The 15,335-nt window shown below is 65.2% G+C and carries 14 protein-coding genes; 8 read left to right on the top strand and 6 right to left on the bottom strand.

Annotated features, from left to right (window positions below; genetic code table 11):
* Positions 1-129 precede the first annotated feature (129 nt).
* On the top strand, positions 130-3,000 hold the full coding sequence (gene uvrA, locus EF888_RS08465; protein ID WP_109758587.1) for an excinuclease ABC subunit UvrA: 2,871 nt from the start codon (positions 130-132) through the stop codon (positions 2,998-3,000).
* 19 nt (positions 3,001-3,019) lie between these two features.
* Here uvrA and EF888_RS08470 read toward each other — a convergent pair whose 3' ends face one another.
* From EF888_RS08470 to xth, 3 genes are all read right to left on the bottom strand, one after another.
* A complete protein-coding gene (locus EF888_RS08470; RefSeq protein ID WP_109758588.1) occupies positions 3,020-3,490 on the bottom strand; it encodes a hypothetical protein in 471 nt (156 codons plus the stop codon).
* Between the two features lie 84 nt (positions 3,491-3,574).
* On the bottom strand, positions 3,575-3,877 hold the full coding sequence (locus EF888_RS08475) for a hypothetical protein (RefSeq protein ID WP_109758589.1): 303 nt from the start codon (positions 3,875-3,877) through the stop codon (positions 3,575-3,577).
* Positions 3,878-3,949: 72 nt separating this feature from the next.
* The gene (gene xth, locus EF888_RS08480; protein ID WP_109758590.1) at positions 3,950-4,729 is read right to left on the bottom strand and encodes an exodeoxyribonuclease III; all 780 of its coding nucleotides are present in this window, start codon (positions 4,727-4,729) and stop codon (positions 3,950-3,952) included.
* 278 nt (positions 4,730-5,007) lie between these two features.
* On the opposite strand from xth, the gene EF888_RS08485 reads away from it, so the two are divergent.
* Positions 5,008-5,817 carry an N-acetyltransferase gene (locus EF888_RS08485; RefSeq protein ID WP_109758591.1) on the top strand — a complete coding sequence of 270 codons (810 nt, stop codon included), beginning with the start codon at positions 5,008-5,010 and terminating at the stop codon, positions 5,815-5,817.
* Positions 5,818-5,971: 154 nt separating this feature from the next.
* Here EF888_RS08485 and EF888_RS08490 read toward each other — a convergent pair whose 3' ends face one another.
* Both EF888_RS08490 and EF888_RS08495 read right to left on the bottom strand, forming a co-directional pair.
* A complete protein-coding gene (locus EF888_RS08490) occupies positions 5,972-6,172 on the bottom strand; it encodes a hypothetical protein (RefSeq protein WP_109758592.1) in 201 nt (66 codons plus the stop codon).
* An 86-nt stretch (positions 6,173-6,258) separates the two neighbouring features.
* Entirely contained in the window at positions 6,259-6,591 is a 333-nt protein-coding gene (locus EF888_RS08495) for a HesB/IscA family protein (protein WP_109758593.1), read from the bottom strand.
* 77 nt (positions 6,592-6,668) lie between these two features.
* On the opposite strand from EF888_RS08495, the gene EF888_RS08500 reads away from it, so the two are divergent.
* Positions 6,669-7,844 carry a deoxyguanosinetriphosphate triphosphohydrolase gene (locus tag EF888_RS08500; protein ID WP_109758594.1) on the top strand — a complete coding sequence of 392 codons (1,176 nt, stop codon included), beginning with the start codon at positions 6,669-6,671 and terminating at the stop codon, positions 7,842-7,844.
* Between the two features lie 4 nt (positions 7,845-7,848).
* Here EF888_RS08500 and EF888_RS08505 read toward each other — a convergent pair whose 3' ends face one another.
* On the bottom strand, positions 7,849-8,931 hold the full coding sequence (locus tag EF888_RS08505) for a hypothetical protein (RefSeq protein WP_109758595.1): 1,083 nt from the start codon (positions 8,929-8,931) through the stop codon (positions 7,849-7,851).
* A gap of 247 nt (positions 8,932-9,178) precedes the next feature.
* Here EF888_RS08505 and argS point away from each other — a divergent pair, with 247 nt between their 5' ends.
* From argS to scpB, 5 genes are all read left to right on the top strand, one after another.
* Complete coding sequence (gene argS / locus EF888_RS08510; protein WP_109758596.1) at positions 9,179-10,903, top strand: arginine--tRNA ligase; 1,725 nt, start codon at positions 9,179-9,181, stop codon at positions 10,901-10,903.
* A gap of 918 nt (positions 10,904-11,821) precedes the next feature.
* Positions 11,822-12,880 (top strand): SPOR domain-containing protein, encoded by a 1,059-nt coding sequence (locus tag EF888_RS08515; protein WP_109758597.1) that lies wholly within the window; start codon positions 11,822-11,824, stop codon positions 12,878-12,880.
* Between the two features lies 1 nt (position 12,881).
* Positions 12,882-13,898, top strand: coding sequence for a glycoside hydrolase family 3 N-terminal domain-containing protein (locus tag EF888_RS08520; protein WP_109758598.1), 1,017 nt, complete (start codon positions 12,882-12,884; stop codon positions 13,896-13,898).
* Positions 13,891-14,673, top strand: a complete 783-nt coding sequence (locus EF888_RS08525) for a segregation and condensation protein A (protein WP_109758599.1) — start codon at positions 13,891-13,893, stop codon at positions 14,671-14,673. Before EF888_RS08520 ends, EF888_RS08525 begins: the two co-directional genes overlap by 8 nt.
* A gap of 79 nt (positions 14,674-14,752) precedes the next feature.
* Positions 14,753-15,334, top strand: coding sequence for an SMC-Scp complex subunit ScpB (gene scpB / locus EF888_RS08530; RefSeq protein WP_109759004.1), 582 nt, complete (start codon positions 14,753-14,755; stop codon positions 15,332-15,334).
* Position 15,335 lies beyond the last annotated feature (1 nt).

Here is a 15,335-nt window from a genome sequence, read left to right on the forward strand (position 1 = left end):
CCGTTATTCACAGGAAGTTCACGGAAAATCGGTGACGCGGCATGGATGTTCCGGTAATGTTCCGTTTACGCCATTGAGTCTCGCGGCCCCGTCGCTATCTCTGTGGCTTGCGCTTTGAGAGGTGGCTTGATGGCCGAGCAGAAGAACATCGAGGTGCGCGGCGCGCGCGAGCACAACCTCAAGAACATAAACGTCGACATTCCCCGGAACGAATTGGTGGTCATCACTGGCCTCTCCGGCTCGGGCAAGTCGTCGCTGGCCTTCGACACCATCTACGCCGAGGGGCAGCGTCGCTATGTCGAGTCGCTCTCGGCCTACGCGCGGCAGTTCCTCGACATGATGCATAAGCCGGACGTAGACCACATCTCTGGTCTGTCTCCGGCGATCTCCATCGAGCAGAAGACCACCTCGAAGAATCCGCGTTCGACCGTCGGCACCGTTACCGAGATCTATGACTATCTTCGCCTGCTCTTCGCCCGCGCCGGCACGCCCTATTCCCCCGCAACAGGCCTGCCGATCGAGGCGCAGCAAGTGCAGGACATGGTCGACCGCGTGATGACGATGGAGGAGGGGACGCGCGCCTATCTTCTCGCCCCGATCGTGCGTGACCGGAAGGGCGAGTACCGCAAGGAATTCCTGGAGCTGCGCAAGCAGGGCTTCCAGCGCGTGAAGGTCAACGGCGAGTTCTACGAGCTCGACAGCCCGCCCACGCTCGACAAGAAGTTCCGCCACGACATCGACGTGGTGGTGGACCGCATCGTGGTGAAGGAAGGCATTGAAACCCGGCTGGCGGACTCGTTCCGCACCGCGCTCGACCTCGCCGACGGCATCGCCATCCTCGAGACCGCACCCGCCGACGCCGAGCCCGAGCGGATCACATTCTCCGAAAAGTTCGCCTGCCCGGTATCGGGCTTCACGATCTCGGAAATCGAGCCGCGCCTCTTCTCGTTCAACGCGCCCTTCGGGGCCTGTCCGTCCTGCGATGGTCTGGGCGTCGAGCTGTTCTTCGACGAACGCCTCGTGGTGCCCGATTTGTCGCGGCCTCTCGTGCCGCTCGACAACGGCGCGCTTGCGAACTGGCGGAAGGGCAAGTCGCCCTATTACATGCAGACCATCGACGCCTTGGCGAAGCACTATGGGTTCGACAAGCGCACACCGTGGAAAGAGCTGCCCGAGACCGCGCAGCGGGGTATCCTGTTCGGCTCCGGCGAGGACGAGATCGCCTTCCGCTACGACGAGAACGGCCGCGTCTACACCGTCGAGCGCGCCTTCGAGGGAATCATCCCGAACCTCGAGCGGCGCTACCGCGAGACCGACAGCGCCTGGATTCGTGAGGACCTGGAGCGGTTCCAGAACAACCGCCCCTGCGGCACCTGCGGCGGATTCCGCCTGCGGCCCGAGGCTCTGGCGGTGAAGATTGGCGGCCTTCACGTCGGGGAAGTGGTGCAGAAGTCGATCCGCGAGGCGCTGGACTGGACGCTCGACGCGCCGAACCACCTGTCCAAACAGAAGAACGAGATCGCTTCAGCCATCCTGAAGGAGATCCGCGAGCGTCTCGGCTTCCTGAACAACGTGGGTCTCGAATACCTGACCCTGTCGCGGAACGCGGGCACCCTGTCCGGTGGCGAAAGCCAGCGCATACGCCTCGCGTCTCAGATCGGCTCGGGCCTCACCGGGGTTCTCTACGTTCTCGACGAGCCGTCCATCGGCCTGCACCAGCGCGATAACGGGCGCCTGCTGGAGACGCTGAAGAACCTGCGCGACGCAGGCAACACCGTCATCGTCGTCGAGCACGACGAAGAGGCGATCCGCGAGGCCGACTACGTCTTCGACATCGGACCCGGCGCCGGCATTCACGGCGGCGAGGTCGTGGCCCACGGCACCCCGGCCGAGATCATCGCGAACCCCGCCAGCGTTACGGGAGACTATCTTGCCGGGCGACGGGCGATCCCTGTGCCGCACGAGCGCCGGAAGCCGAAGAAGGGCAAGTCGGTCACGGTGGTGAACGCCTCGGGCAACAACCTCCAGGATGTGACGGCGAGCTTTCCCCTAGGCCAGTTCGTCTGCGTCACGGGCGTGTCCGGCGGCGGAAAATCGACGCTGACCATCGAGACGTTGTTCAAGACGGCTTCCATGCGGCTGAACGGTGCGCGTCAAACGCCAGCGCCCTGCGAGACGATCAAGGGGCTCGAACACCTCGACAAGGTCATCGACATCGACCAGCGCCCCATCGGGCGTACTCCGCGTTCGAATCCAGCGACTTACACGGGGGCCTTCACGCCGATCCGAGACTGGTTCGCGGGACTGCCCGAGGCGAAGGCGCGGGGCTACAAACCCGGACGCTTCAGCTTTAACGTCAGGGGCGGGCGCTGCGAGGCCTGCCAGGGCGATGGCGTCATCAAGATCGAGATGCACTTCCTGCCCGACGTCTACGTCACCTGCGAGACCTGCCACGGCCAGCGGTATAACCGTGAGACGCTGGAAATCCGATTCAAGGGCAAGTCCATCGCGGATGTCCTTGATATGACGGTGGAAGACGCGCAGGAGTTCTTCAAGGCAGTGCCGTCCATCCGCGAGAAGATGGATGCTCTGGTGCGCGTGGGTCTTGGCTACATCAAGGTCGGCCAGCAGGCGACGACGCTGTCGGGGGGCGAGGCACAGCGGGTGAAGCTGTCGAAGGAACTGTCGAAGCGCGCGACGGGGCGGACGCTTTACATTCTAGACGAGCCGACGACGGGCCTTCACTTCGAGGACGTACGCAAGCTGCTGGAAGTGCTGCACGAGCTGGTGGAGCAGGGCAATTCCGTCATCGTGATCGAGCACAACCTCGACGTCATCAAGACCGCCGACCACATCATCGACATCGGTCCCGAAGGCGGCGACGGGGGCGGGCGGATCGTGGCCGTGGGCACGCCCGAGGACGTGGCGAAAGTGCCCGAGAGCCATACGGGGCGCTACCTCGCCGGAATCCTTGGCGCGGCGCGTGTGGCGGCGGAGTAGGCTCCGCCGCGCCTTTGGGTCAGCTCAGGATGAGGTCGGTCAGCTCGATCAGGTCGAGCACGGCGCGTGTGCGGCGGTCGACCCGGATGATCGCGTCGCCGACGCGGACATAGTCCGAACCGTCGTCGAGCCGCGGCAGACGCCACGTCCGGTCGTCACGGCGGATCAGCGTGCCGTCGCGCGTGTCGACGACGATATATTCCCGTCCATCCAGCACGATGCGGTCGCCGACGCGCAGGACGCGATAGTCGTCCTCGTCGTAACGATCCCAATCGTCGCGGTCCCGGTCGTCCCGGTCCGCACGATCCTCATAGCGGTCATGGTCGCGGTCGTCGCGCGTCACGCCCTTCCGCGCAAGGCCTGGCGGCACGCAGGCGGGCGACTTCTTTGCCAGACCCGGCGGGCAACCCTTGGGGTCCTTGGCGAGAGCGGCATCGGGCAGGGCGCCGAGCGCCAGCGTGAGGGAAAGGGCAGTCAGAAGGATTTTCACGGGGTCTCTCCTTTGCTTCTCAAGCTAGGGCTGCTTTGAGGCAGAAGTAGGACAAGGCCCTTTGCGTTGGCAATTCGCCGCCGGTCAGAAGGCCCGGTTCATTTGCGCAGTGACGTCCTCGAGCACTTCGAGCGTGTCCGGGTTTACGCGGAAAACCTGATCCCCCACACGGAAATACCAGAAGTCTCCGCCTGTCGGCGGAAGCCCGTAATACTCGGCGTTGAGGAGGATTTGCCCCTGACCCCGGGGTACGACTTCGCCCGCGGCCACTTCGACAGAGCCAGAATTCTCGGGCGGCGTGAGGCACTTGCCACCCACGGTGCAACCATGCGCGCCCGAGATCTGGATAAAGGCGGCCAAACCGGCCAATACGAGGTAACGAACCATGGGACAACACCCCTCACTCACACCTGTCATACGAGGGGATGACGCGGAATAAGCGGAAAGGTTCCGTAAAATTCAGGCGTCGATGTCGATCCAGACAGGAACGTGGTCGGAAGGCTTCTCTCGCCCCCGCACGGCCGCCTCGATCCAGCAGTCGTTCAGCAGGTCGGCAGCTTGAGGCGACAGCAGGTGGTGGTCGATGCGAATGCCGTCGTTCCGGTCGAAGGCGTTGCGCTGATAATCCCAGAAGCTGTAGTGCCCGCCGCCCGCGTGGCGGACCCGGAAGGCGTCGGTGTAGCCGAGGTTCAGGATCTCGCGGAAGGCGGCGCGGCTGGCGGGCAGGGCGAGCGCATCCTCGCGCCACGCTGCGGGTCTTGCGGCGTCCTCGTCCTGGGGAATGACATTGTAGTCGCCGCAGATCACCACAGGCTCCTCAGTCTCGAGCAGCGCCTCGGCGCGGGACTTCAGCCGCGCCATCCAGGCGAGCTTGTAGTCGTACTTCGGACCCGGTGCGGGATTGCCGTTCGGCAGGTAGAGGCCGCAGACGCGCACCGCGCGTATCCCGATCACGGTCGCCTCGATCCAGCGCGCCTGCTCGTCGGTCTCGTCGCCGGGCAACCCTCGCGTCACGTCCTCGAGAGGTAGCTTCGACAGGATCGCGACGCCGTTGAAGCCCTTCTGCCCGTGGGTGTGGACGGTGTAGCCCAGGTCCTCGAAATGCTCGCGCGGGAAACCCTCGTCCTGCGACTTGATCTCCTGGAGGAGCGCCACGTCGGGCGCGCTTTCGGTCAGCCAGGCGGTGACGGCTTCGATCCGGGCCCGGACGCCGTTGATGTTGAAGGTGGCGATGCGCATGAGGGGAGATGACGGGTTTTGCCGGATGTTGTCAAAGCGGATCCGGCGCACGCACCGCGAAAGCGCACGGTCCGAGCCGGCCCTTTGCCTTTTATGGCGCAGCCTGATGACGGCTACGCCGAACTCCCAAAGGCTGCTTTGAGACCATTGGGTACGCCCCAGAAATCAATTGTCTTCGGTGTGTCGAGCGGGTCCGAATGGACCGACTTGGGCCAAGATTGTTTTGACGTCTGATTTTTCGTCCGGAATGCTTGCCTGGAACATCAAAGGGTCGGGCCATGGGAAGAGACGAATTCTTTGGAACCGACGATCAACGCGCGGTGCTGCGTCGGGGCCGTGGGATGGCTTCTTTACTGGGTCAGGACCGGCGCTACACTTATTACGGTCGCACGGTTGGCTTGGCCGGACCAGAGGACGGCGGCATTGAGCAACTTGCAGCCCTGGCCACGGTCCAGGGCAACGCGGCCTACGGTACCGTGCGGTTGAACGAGGCCGAAGCCATCAAGATGTCGCTGTCGGCGCGCGGGTTCGTCCCCGTGCACTATGACAAGTGGGAGGGCAATCGCTCTGCCATCGCGGCGGCGCGACGGGTTGTCGAGACGGTTTCCCTGCCCGAGGATCTTACGATGCTGCGTCTTGATGCGTCGACATCGGACGGGCACCTGACCTCTCTGGCCGACATGGCCTTGGGCTGCGGTGTCCTGCCGCTCTGCGGAGAAGTCTTGCGCGGCCTCTTGCGTCCCGCGCTCTGTTTGGTGGCCATTGACCGCACGTCGAAGGTGGTTTCGTGCGCAGCGTCATCGGCATACGCCCACGAAGATCATCCCAAACATGGCAGGCAGGCATGGTGGGGAATGCTTGCCACCGACCCTGCGCGGCGTGGTCAGCGGTTGTCTCTTGTTCTTGGGGCACATGCCTTGCTTGAGATGGAAGCACGGTTCCAATTCGGCAACTTCATGACTGGCGTTGAGCCTGGAAACGCGCCGTCGGAATCCATCTGCGCCCGAATGGGACTTTCGCGGGGAGACTTTGCGATCGTCGGATGCACCGATCCGCGCGCCTTGGCCGCTGGACGTATGACGAGGTAGAGCCTCAATGCCCCCGTATATGGAAGGCGGCTCTCCGCACAGGGGTTAGGTGAAGCGTACGTTTGTCGAGTCGATGGCGTGCCTGCCCCAATTTGCACGAGAAATGCAGAAGGCCGGGGTCCGAGCCATCCCTTCGATTGCATCCCCCGGTCTGTCAGGCGGGGATCGGCTCTCCCGTCCGCCGCTCTATCGCGATAAAGCGCCGGGCGCGCGTATCGGCGTCGGTGTGCAGAGGACGCCGTTGAAGCGCGATCGAATGCGGATGAGGCCGCGCTTCGGAGTCGAGCTTAGTGTAGCGTCGCGCCTTCGCCGGTCCTCCGGGGATACGCTTGCCGTCGATGATATGCTTGGTCATCAGAGCCTCCCTTGTCTGGGACAGCCACCCTAACAGATTCGCGCTATGTTTGCAGGCCCCACCGAAAAGCGAGCAGGCATAAGCTCTTACATCGAAAACGACGTCCCGCAGCCGCAGCTCGACGTCGCGTTCGGGTTCTCGATCACGAAGCGAGCGCCGATCAGCTCGTCTGCGAAGTCGATGACGGCATTCGACAGGAAGGGCAGGGATACCTCGTCCACCACGACCTTCTGTCCCTCGCCTTCCAGCACGAGGTCACCGTCCGACGGCTCGCCCATGTCGATGGAGTACTGGAAGCCCGAGCATCCGCCGCCCTCGACGGCGACGCGAAGCGCCCTGGGCGCGTCCGCGCCTTCGTTGATCTCGGCCAGCCGCGCAAAGGCGCGGGGCGTGACACGGGGAGGAAGGGCAAGGTCCATCTCGGACTCCGGCGTTTCTTTTGCTGCTTCAACGGAATATATGGGCGACGGGACAGGCGAACAAGACAGGGGACGCAATGCAGGCGCCCTATGCGTCGGACCCGGCGACAAGCCGGGGCCGGCTGCACGACGAGGACGAGTCCACCTTCCGGTCCGCCTTCCAGCGCGACCGGGACCGGATCATCCATGCCAGCGCCTTCCGGCGGCTGAAGCACAAGACGCAGGTCTTCATCGAACACGAGGGCGACTACTTCCGCACGCGCCTCACGCATTCCATCGAGGTGGCACAGGTGGCGCGGACGATTGCGGGCGCGCTTGGCCTCAACGCCGAACTGACCGAGGCGGTGGCGCTGGCGCACGACTTGGGCCATACGCCCTTCGGTCACACGGGCGAAGAGGCACTGTCGGCGCTCATGGCACCCTACGGCGGCTTCGATCACAACGCGCAAGCGCTGCGGATCGTGACTGCGCTGGAACGGCATTATGCGCGGTTCGACGGGTTGAACCTGACCTGGGAAACCCTTGAAGGCATTGCGAAACACAATGGTCCGGTGACGGGCGTGCTGCCTTGGGCGCTGGCCGAGTACCAGACCAAGCACGACCTCGAACTTCACACCTACGCCAGCGCCGAGGCGCAGGTGGCGGCGATCTCGGACGACGTGGCCTACAACCACCACGACCTGCACGATGGGCTGCGGGCGGAATTGTTCTCGACCGACGAACTTGGAAAGCTCCCCATCCTCGACCGCTGCTTCGCCCGCGTCGACGAGATCTATCCCGGCCTCAACTACTATCGCCGAAGGCACGAGGCGCTGCGGCGCTTTTTCGGGCTTCTGGTCGAGGACGTCATCGCGGTGGCGCAGAGATCCCTGGCCGAGATCCAGCCGGCCAGCGCGCAGGACATCCGCGAGGCGGGGTTCCAGATGATCCGTTTTTCCGAGCCGCTGTTCCAGGATCTGAAGGTGATCCGCCAATTCCTCTTCACCCGCATGTATCGCGCACCGACGGTCGTGAAGATGCGCGCCGAGGTGACCCGCGTGATCGACGAGCTTTTCCCGTTCTTCATGGCGCACCCCGACAACTTGCCGAAGCAGTGGCGGAAGGACGTCGAGGACGCCGAGGACGAAACCGCGCTCGCCCGCATCGTGTCCGACTACATCGCGGGCATGACCGACCGTTTCGCGCTTCAATGCCACGAGAGGTTCATCGGGGGCGGCGAGGCGGCGGCGATGCGTAGCGTGCCGGTGGGGTGACGTCTCAGGCTTTGCCCGTCGGGGTGATCTTCCGCCGCAGTCTGTCGAGCCGGTTCGTCAAAACGGTCCGGAGGGCAGCATCGTCGAGCGTCGGCTCGAGGTCCTTGAGAAAGACCATGTGCCGCCTGAGGCCCGCGGGGTAGTTCGGCAGGGTCATCGCCGCAAAATGCTCGGCCAGGTCCGGATTGGCTTCGAAATACGGGGCGGGATCGACGCCCGCCGCGACGAGGTTCAGCTTCGTCCGGACGCATTTCTCGCAGGTGCCGCAATTGCCGCCGATTTCCTTGTTCTGGCAGACCGACACGGCTCTCATCAGGTCGGGATCGGCGTCGACGATAGCCCGGACCTTGGCGGTCCGCCCGGCCTCGCCGCCGGCGTGATGGATCGGGAACCATGTGGACCCAAGCGCTTCGACGATAGGGCGCGAGTTGCCCCAGGGCGTATAGCCGTACTCTTGCGCCAGCGTGAAGTCTGCGGCGATGGACCCGTCTCGGAAACATTGGGCGTGGAAGGCCAGCATCATCGCCAGGACGCAGGTGTGCGTGGCATTGAAATAGAGCTTGTGGTCGCGGACCGTCGTTTCGGCCGTCACCAGCTCCAGCCCGAGGACCTCCGCGAGACGCGCCACCCGGCCGCGCCTCTCGACGAAGCCGGGCGAGGTGGCGCGCGGGTAGTCTGCGCCCGCGACGAGAAGGCCATGACCAGCCCGGCCTTCGGCGACGTCCTTCATGGCAGCGTAAGTTGAATCTATACCGCCCGAGAGGCAGATCAGGCCGCCGTGGCGCGGGGCATGGACTGGGGCCGGGACGAGATTGGTCGCTTCGATGGTGACGGGATAGCAGCGGCGAACGCGCCACAGATCGAAAATGTCGACCACGCGGCGCGCGGCGGCAAGGCCGTCCTCCGTAATCGGAAGATCGGTCCTAACATTCCAGTTGTTCCGCACCGCCACGGCGAGGGTGCCGAAAAGCGCGAAGTCGAAGACGTCGTGCGTCCCGATGTCGTTGAGGTCGGAGGTCACGTCGAACGCCGCGTCGCCAAAGTGCACTCGGCTGGTCGAGCCCTGTTGCACGACCGTCAGGTCCAACGTCCGTGCTTTCGGAACACGGATCAATCTTTCGGTTAGCACAGTCAGCAAAGCTGCAACCTCGAGAAGTGGCCCCCTTGGTTGTTCACACGGTGCGGCTCAAAGAACAACCCTGACGCCAAGGCATCGGCGGGGATAGGGTCGCTTGTATCGCGGTGGCCGCAGCACCAGCCGGAAGCACCGGCCCGCTTTCGTTGACGCCGGGCGCCGGAGTGTTAAACCCCGCCAAGAGCCAAGGACCGGACCCATGAACATCTTCGCCGACATCCGCACCTCCGTGATCGAGACGCTCGACGCCCTTGTGGCCGAGGGGCGGCTGCCCTCGGGCCTGTCCTGGGGCGCGGTGGCGGTGGAGCCACCGCGCGATCCGGCGCATGGCGACATGGCGACGAACGCGGCGATGGTCCTGGCAAAGCCCGCCGACAAGGCTCCCCGCGACATCGCGGTCGAACTGGCCGAGCGGCTGACGTCCGATCCGCGGATCGCGACAGCCGAGGTCGCGGGTCCAGGGTTCATAAACATCCGTCTCGTCCCCGAGGTCTGGCATGATGTCGTGGCCGAGGCCATCGACGCCGGGAGGTCCTTCGGCCATTCGGGCCTCGGCGCGGGCGTGAAGGTGAACATCGAGTATGTCTCGGCGAACCCGACGGGACCCCTCCACGTCGGACACACGCGGGGCGCGGTTTTCGGGGACGCGCTTGCGGCGCTGCTCGAATTCGCGGGCTACGACGTCACGCGCGAATACTACATCAACGACGGCGGCGCGCAGGTCGACGTCCTCGCCCGCTCGGCCTACGAGCGGTACCGCGAGGCGAACGGCCTTTCTCCCGAGATCGCCGAGGGTCTCTACCCCGGCGACTATCTCGTTCCTGTGGGCGAAGCGCTGAAGGTGAAGTACGGCGACCGGCTTCTGAACCTGCCCGAGGGCGAATGGCTGACCGAGGTCCGCGACTTCGCCACCGACGCCATGATGGAGCTGATCCGCGAGGATCTGGCGACGCTCGGCGTGAAGATGGACCACTTCTTCTCCGAGAAGTCGCTTTACGGCACGGGTCGGATCGAGGCGGCGATCGCGGAGCTGAAGAAGCGGGGCCTGATCTACAAGGGCACGCTCGAGCCGCCGAAGGGCAAGGTGCCCGAGGACTGGGAGCCGCGCGAGCAGACGCTCTTCAAGTCGACCGAGCATGGCGACGACGTCGACCGGCCGATCATGAAGTCGGACGGCGCCTGGACCTATTTCGCACCCGACATCGCCTATCACTGGGACAAGATCGCGCGCGGCTTCGACGAGTTGATCGACGTCTTCGGCGCGGACCACGGCGGCTACGTCAAGCGGATGAACGCCGCCGTCTCGGCCCTGTCGGACGGGCGCGTGCCGGTCGACATCAAGCTGACGCAGCTCGTGAAGCTCTACAAGAATGGCGAGCCCTTCAAGATGTCGAAGCGGGCGGGGACCTTCATTACCCTCCGCGACGTGGTCGAGGAGGTCGGAGCGGACGTGACGCGCTTCGTGATGCTCACGCGCAAGAATGACGCGCCGCTCGACTTCGACTTCGCCAAGGTGACGGAGCAATCGAAGGACAACCCGGTCTTCTACGTCCAGTACGCCCACGCCCGCGTCAGGTCCGTCATGCGCCGGGCCGAGACGATGCACCTCGACTGGTCGGACAATGCCCGGCTCGAGGACGAGGCGGAGTTTACCGTGGCGAAGAAGATCGCAGAATGGCCGCGCCTGATCGAGATCGCCGCCCGCAATCACGAGCCGCACCGGGTCGCCTTCTACCTCTACGAGCTGGCGTCGGATTTCCACGCGCTGTGGAACAAGGGCAACGACAATTCTGCCTTGCGTTTCGTGCAGGAGGGCAATCCCCAGGCCACGGCGGCGAAAATCGCGCTGCCCCGTGCGGTGGCAGTGGTGATCGCCAACGGGTTGAGGATCCTTGGGGTCACGCCGGTCGAGGAGATGCGGTAGGGAGCGGCGGGAGGGCGGTTGGCAGGAGTGCGAACAACCTGCGATTCATTGTCTCGCATAATGCCTCCTCATAAAGTTCTCCATGACAGCGACCTCAGAGTGCCGATGACCTCCAGGTTCCTCATCACGTTCGCAAAAAAGATCCTAGTGTTCGGCTCTGTGATGACCGGAGCGGCATACTCTATGGCGCACGCTGACGTTCGCGCGACGGCCGTAGCTTATGGCTGCGTCTCACTTGAAACAGAGTTCGAAGACGGAACACGATCAGACGAAACATATCGATTGCACCTCATTCAAATTGAGCGGCTAGGCGCAGAAGCAGACGAAAGTTCATTGGCTCTCTATTCATTGGGCCCGCTGATGAGAGCTGCGGGAGGTGGACTTTTTGTGAGTACGTCGCAGGTGATTTCGTCTTCGGCAAACACGCGCCGCGACGTCCTTGCCGAGGCGACTGTGGACGGAACTGAGTATGGCTGGTTTTCTATTGGCTCAACGCGCGTTCCAACCGGGAGGGAAAATCCTCTCTACCATGTGCGTCCCGCGTCTGAAGTGGAGGGTCTGCGTTCCGGTTCAGCTATTACCGAGTTTGAGTGTTCGCAGGTTCTTTTCGAGTAGCGAACACACCTAGGGCTCCTCGCTTCTCGTCTTCCAAGCGGAACACCAAGGCTGCCACACTCTAATATCCGACAAGAGACATTCCCCGCCCGCGGACCGCACCTCCCGCCACCAGCGAAAATCGCCCCACATCGCCCCGTAACCGTTGTTATTTCTGGCGGATGGCGTATCCTTGCTGTGACGCCGGTCTAGGAAACGCGCTGACTGCCGGGAAACCGGCCTCAACGACAGCGCCCAGGCCTCGCGTCATCGAGCAGTGGAGACTGCCGGAACAACCGGCGGCGGGCAGTTGAGGCATGAAACATGGCGGCACTCAATTACGATGACTATGGCGACGGATCCTATGGGAGCACCTTCGCCGCAGCGATGAACTGGGCCGGGGCGGGGCTGTCGGTCCTGCTGATCGCCGGTCTGGCGACCTGGGGATGGCAGCTTTGGGTGCGCGACGTGACCGGGGTTCCGGTCGTTCGCGCCCTGGAAGGTCCGATGCGGATCGCACCCGAGGATCCGGGCGGGCTGGCCAGCGACTACCAGGGGCTGACGGTCAACCGCATCGCGGAAGAGCGCGTCGATGTGGCGCCTTCGGACCGCGTTGTGCTGGCCCCTCAGCCCGCGACGCTCGACGAGGAGGAGGATCTGGCGATGGCCGAGCTTCCGCCGGTTGTGGCCCCTGCGCCGACGCCTGACGCGACGCCGGCGGTCATGTCGCTTGAGGACGACGCCTTTGCGACCATGCCTCCGGTCGTCGAAGTGGCGGACGAGGACGTCGCCGCCTTCACCTCCGATGCCGTGAGCGAGGACTTCGGCGCAGCTTTCGACGAGGAGGGCGTGGAGGACGGCTTCGGCACGGTCACCAATGCCGACGGCACCGCGGCCCTGACCGAGGAGCCCGCGCCGTCGGCCACGGATCTCGCGGTTGCTGCGGCCCTGGCGGACATCGGTCTCGCCCCGGAACCGCTCGTGGCCGAGCCCGCCGTCCTGCGCGTCGCGGCCCCCGCCCATGTTCCGGCGCGCACGCCGCGCCCGGTCGAGCGGCCCGCCCGCCTTCAGCGCGTATCCTTGGCGTCCGCCAGCGCCGCCGACGGCAGCGTCGATCCGGTTCGCATCCCGCCCGGCACGCGCCTCGTGCAACTCGGCGCCTTCGGCAGCGCCCAGGTGGCGGAGGCCGAATGGCTGGCCGCCGAGGAGCGCTTCGGCGAATACATGGGTGGCAAGGGCCGGGTGATCCAGGAAGCGCAGAGCGGTGGGCGGACCTTCTTCCGTCTTCGCGCGGTCGGCTTCGACGATCTTGGCGACGCACGGCGCTTCTGCGCGGTGCTGGTTGCCGAGGGCGCCAACTGCATCCCGGTCGTGCAGGAATAAGTTGGGGCAGGGCGCGTACATCGTCGCGCCCGCCGGCCCCGTCCTGACCGAGGACGAGGTCGCCTTCTTCCGCGACGCCGACCCGTTCGGGTTCATCCTTTTCGCGCGGAACGCCGAGACGCCCGAGCAGCTTCGCCGCCTCTGCACCTCGCTGCGCGAGGCCGTGGGGCGCGAGGCGCCGATCCTGATCGACCAGGAGGGCGGCCGGGTCCAGCGCCTCCGCGCACCGCACTGGCGCGAGTGGATGCCGCCGCTCGATCAGGTTGCCGCCCTCACGCCGCATGAGAGTGCGGCCTTCCGGGCGATGCACCTGCGGGGCCTGATGATCGGGGCCGAACTGCGCGCACAGGGCATCGACGCCAACTGCGCGCCCTCCGCAGACATCGCCTGGCCCGAGACGCATCCCTTCCTTCGCAACCGCTGCTATGGCACCGACGCCGCGACCGTCACCGCCATGGCGCGTGCCTGTGCGACGGGACTTCTCGAGGCGGGAGTGTTGCCGGTGCTTAAGCATGCCCCGGGACACGGGCGCGCGACGCTGGACAGCCACCTCGCATTGCCGCGGATCGACGTGCCGCTCGCCGAATTGCGGGACACGGATTTTGCCCCGTTCCGCGCTCTGGCCGACCTGCCCATGGCCATGACAGCGCACATCGTCCTGCCGGAAATCGACGCCGAGACGCCCGTGACGCTGTCGCCCGCAGGCGTCCGCTTCCTGCGCGAGGACCTGGGGTTGCAGAACTTCCTGATGACCGACGACATCTCGATGCAGGCTCTTTCGGGCGACATCGCCGAGCGTGCCGCCCGCGCCATCGCGGCGGGATGCGACGCCGTCCTGCATTGCAACGGCGATCTGTCCGAAATGCGGGTGATCGCCGAAACAGTGGGTGCGATGGACGGGGCTTCCCAACATCGCGCAGATATAGCGCTTACTTGCCGGGCAGGCCTACCAGATATTGACATTTCGGCTCTCGAAGCCGAGTTTGGCGCCCTGATGCAGGGACGTGCCCATGCCTGATGGCGACATGGATTTCTCGGATGTTGGGGACCGGCTTGCCGCCGAGGCCCTGATCGTCGACGTGGATGGGTTCGAGGGGCCTCTCGACCTTCTCCTGATGCTGTCGCGCACGCAGAAGGTCGATCTCCGCAAGATCAGCGTCCTTGCCCTGGCCGAGCAGTACCTGTCCTTCGTCCAGCGCGCCAAGACGTTGCGGATCGAACTGGCGGCCGATTATCTCGTGATGGCGGCCTGGCTCGCGTTTCTCAAGTCGCGGCTGCTGCTGCCTCCCGACCCGTCGGACGAGGGACCCTCGGGCGAAGAGCTGGCAGCGCACCTGGCCTTCCAGCTTGAACGCCTCGCCGCCATGCGCGACCGCGCCGCGCAGCTCATGGCGCGCGACCAGAAGGGCCGCGACTTCTTCGTGCGCGGCCTGCCCGAGGACGTGACACGCGTGCGCCGCGTCCGCTATACCGCGACGCTTCTCGACCTGATGCAGGGCTATGCCCGGATCCGCACCAAGGACGAGTTCCGGCCCTACGTCATGGACCGCGACAATGTCTTCACGCTGGAGCAGGCGCTGGAGCGGATGCGCGGCCTGATCGGCTATGCGGGCGAATGGACCGACCTTCTGTCCTACCTTCCCGAGGGTTGGGAGAGCGATCCGCAGCGGCGGCGCTCGGCCACGGCGTCGCACTTTGCGGCCTCGCTCGAACTGGTCAAGACCGGTGCGATCCGCATCCGTCAGTCCGACACCTTCGCGCCGATCCAGATCCGGGCGGTCGCCCGTGCCTGAGACCGGCCCCGAGGCCGCCGACGACCGGCCCCCGCGCGAGAGCCTTTTCGAGGCGCCGCCCGAGGCCGAGCAGGAGCGGATGGTCGAGGCGATCCTCTTTGCGACGGTCGAACCGATCGGGGTCGCCGACCTGAACACGCGCCTGCCGCACGGTTGCGACGCCGCGGCGACGGTTGAACGGTTGCGGAAGCGCTATGAGGGGCGGGGCGTTTCAGTGGTCAAGGTGGGCGACGCCTGGGCCATGCGCACCGCGCCGGACCTGGGCTTCCTGATGCAGAAGGAGACGGTCGAGACGCGCAAGCTTTCGCGCGCGGCCGTCGAGACGCTGGCGATCATCGCCTATCACCAGCCGGTGACGCGGGCCGAGATCGAGGAGATCCGGGGCGTCAGCGTCAGCCGGGGCACGGTCGACCAGTTGCTGGAGCTCGAGTGGATCCGTTTCGGGCGGCGCAAGATGACACCCGGACGCCCGGTGACCTATGTCGTAACGCAGGAATTCCTGGACCACTTCGGGCTTGAAAGCGCGCGCGACCTGCCCGGGCTGAAGGAATTGCGTGCCGCAGGCCTCCTGGAGAACCGTCCGCCGCCCGGTGACGCGCTGCAGGGCGACGACGGCGAGGACGACCAGGACCAGACCGACATGTTCGAGGACGAGGCATGAG

It is taken from the genome of Silicimonas algicola, from assembly GCF_003970735.1.
Lineage (GTDB): Bacteria > Pseudomonadota > Alphaproteobacteria > Rhodobacterales > Rhodobacteraceae > Silicimonas > Silicimonas algicola.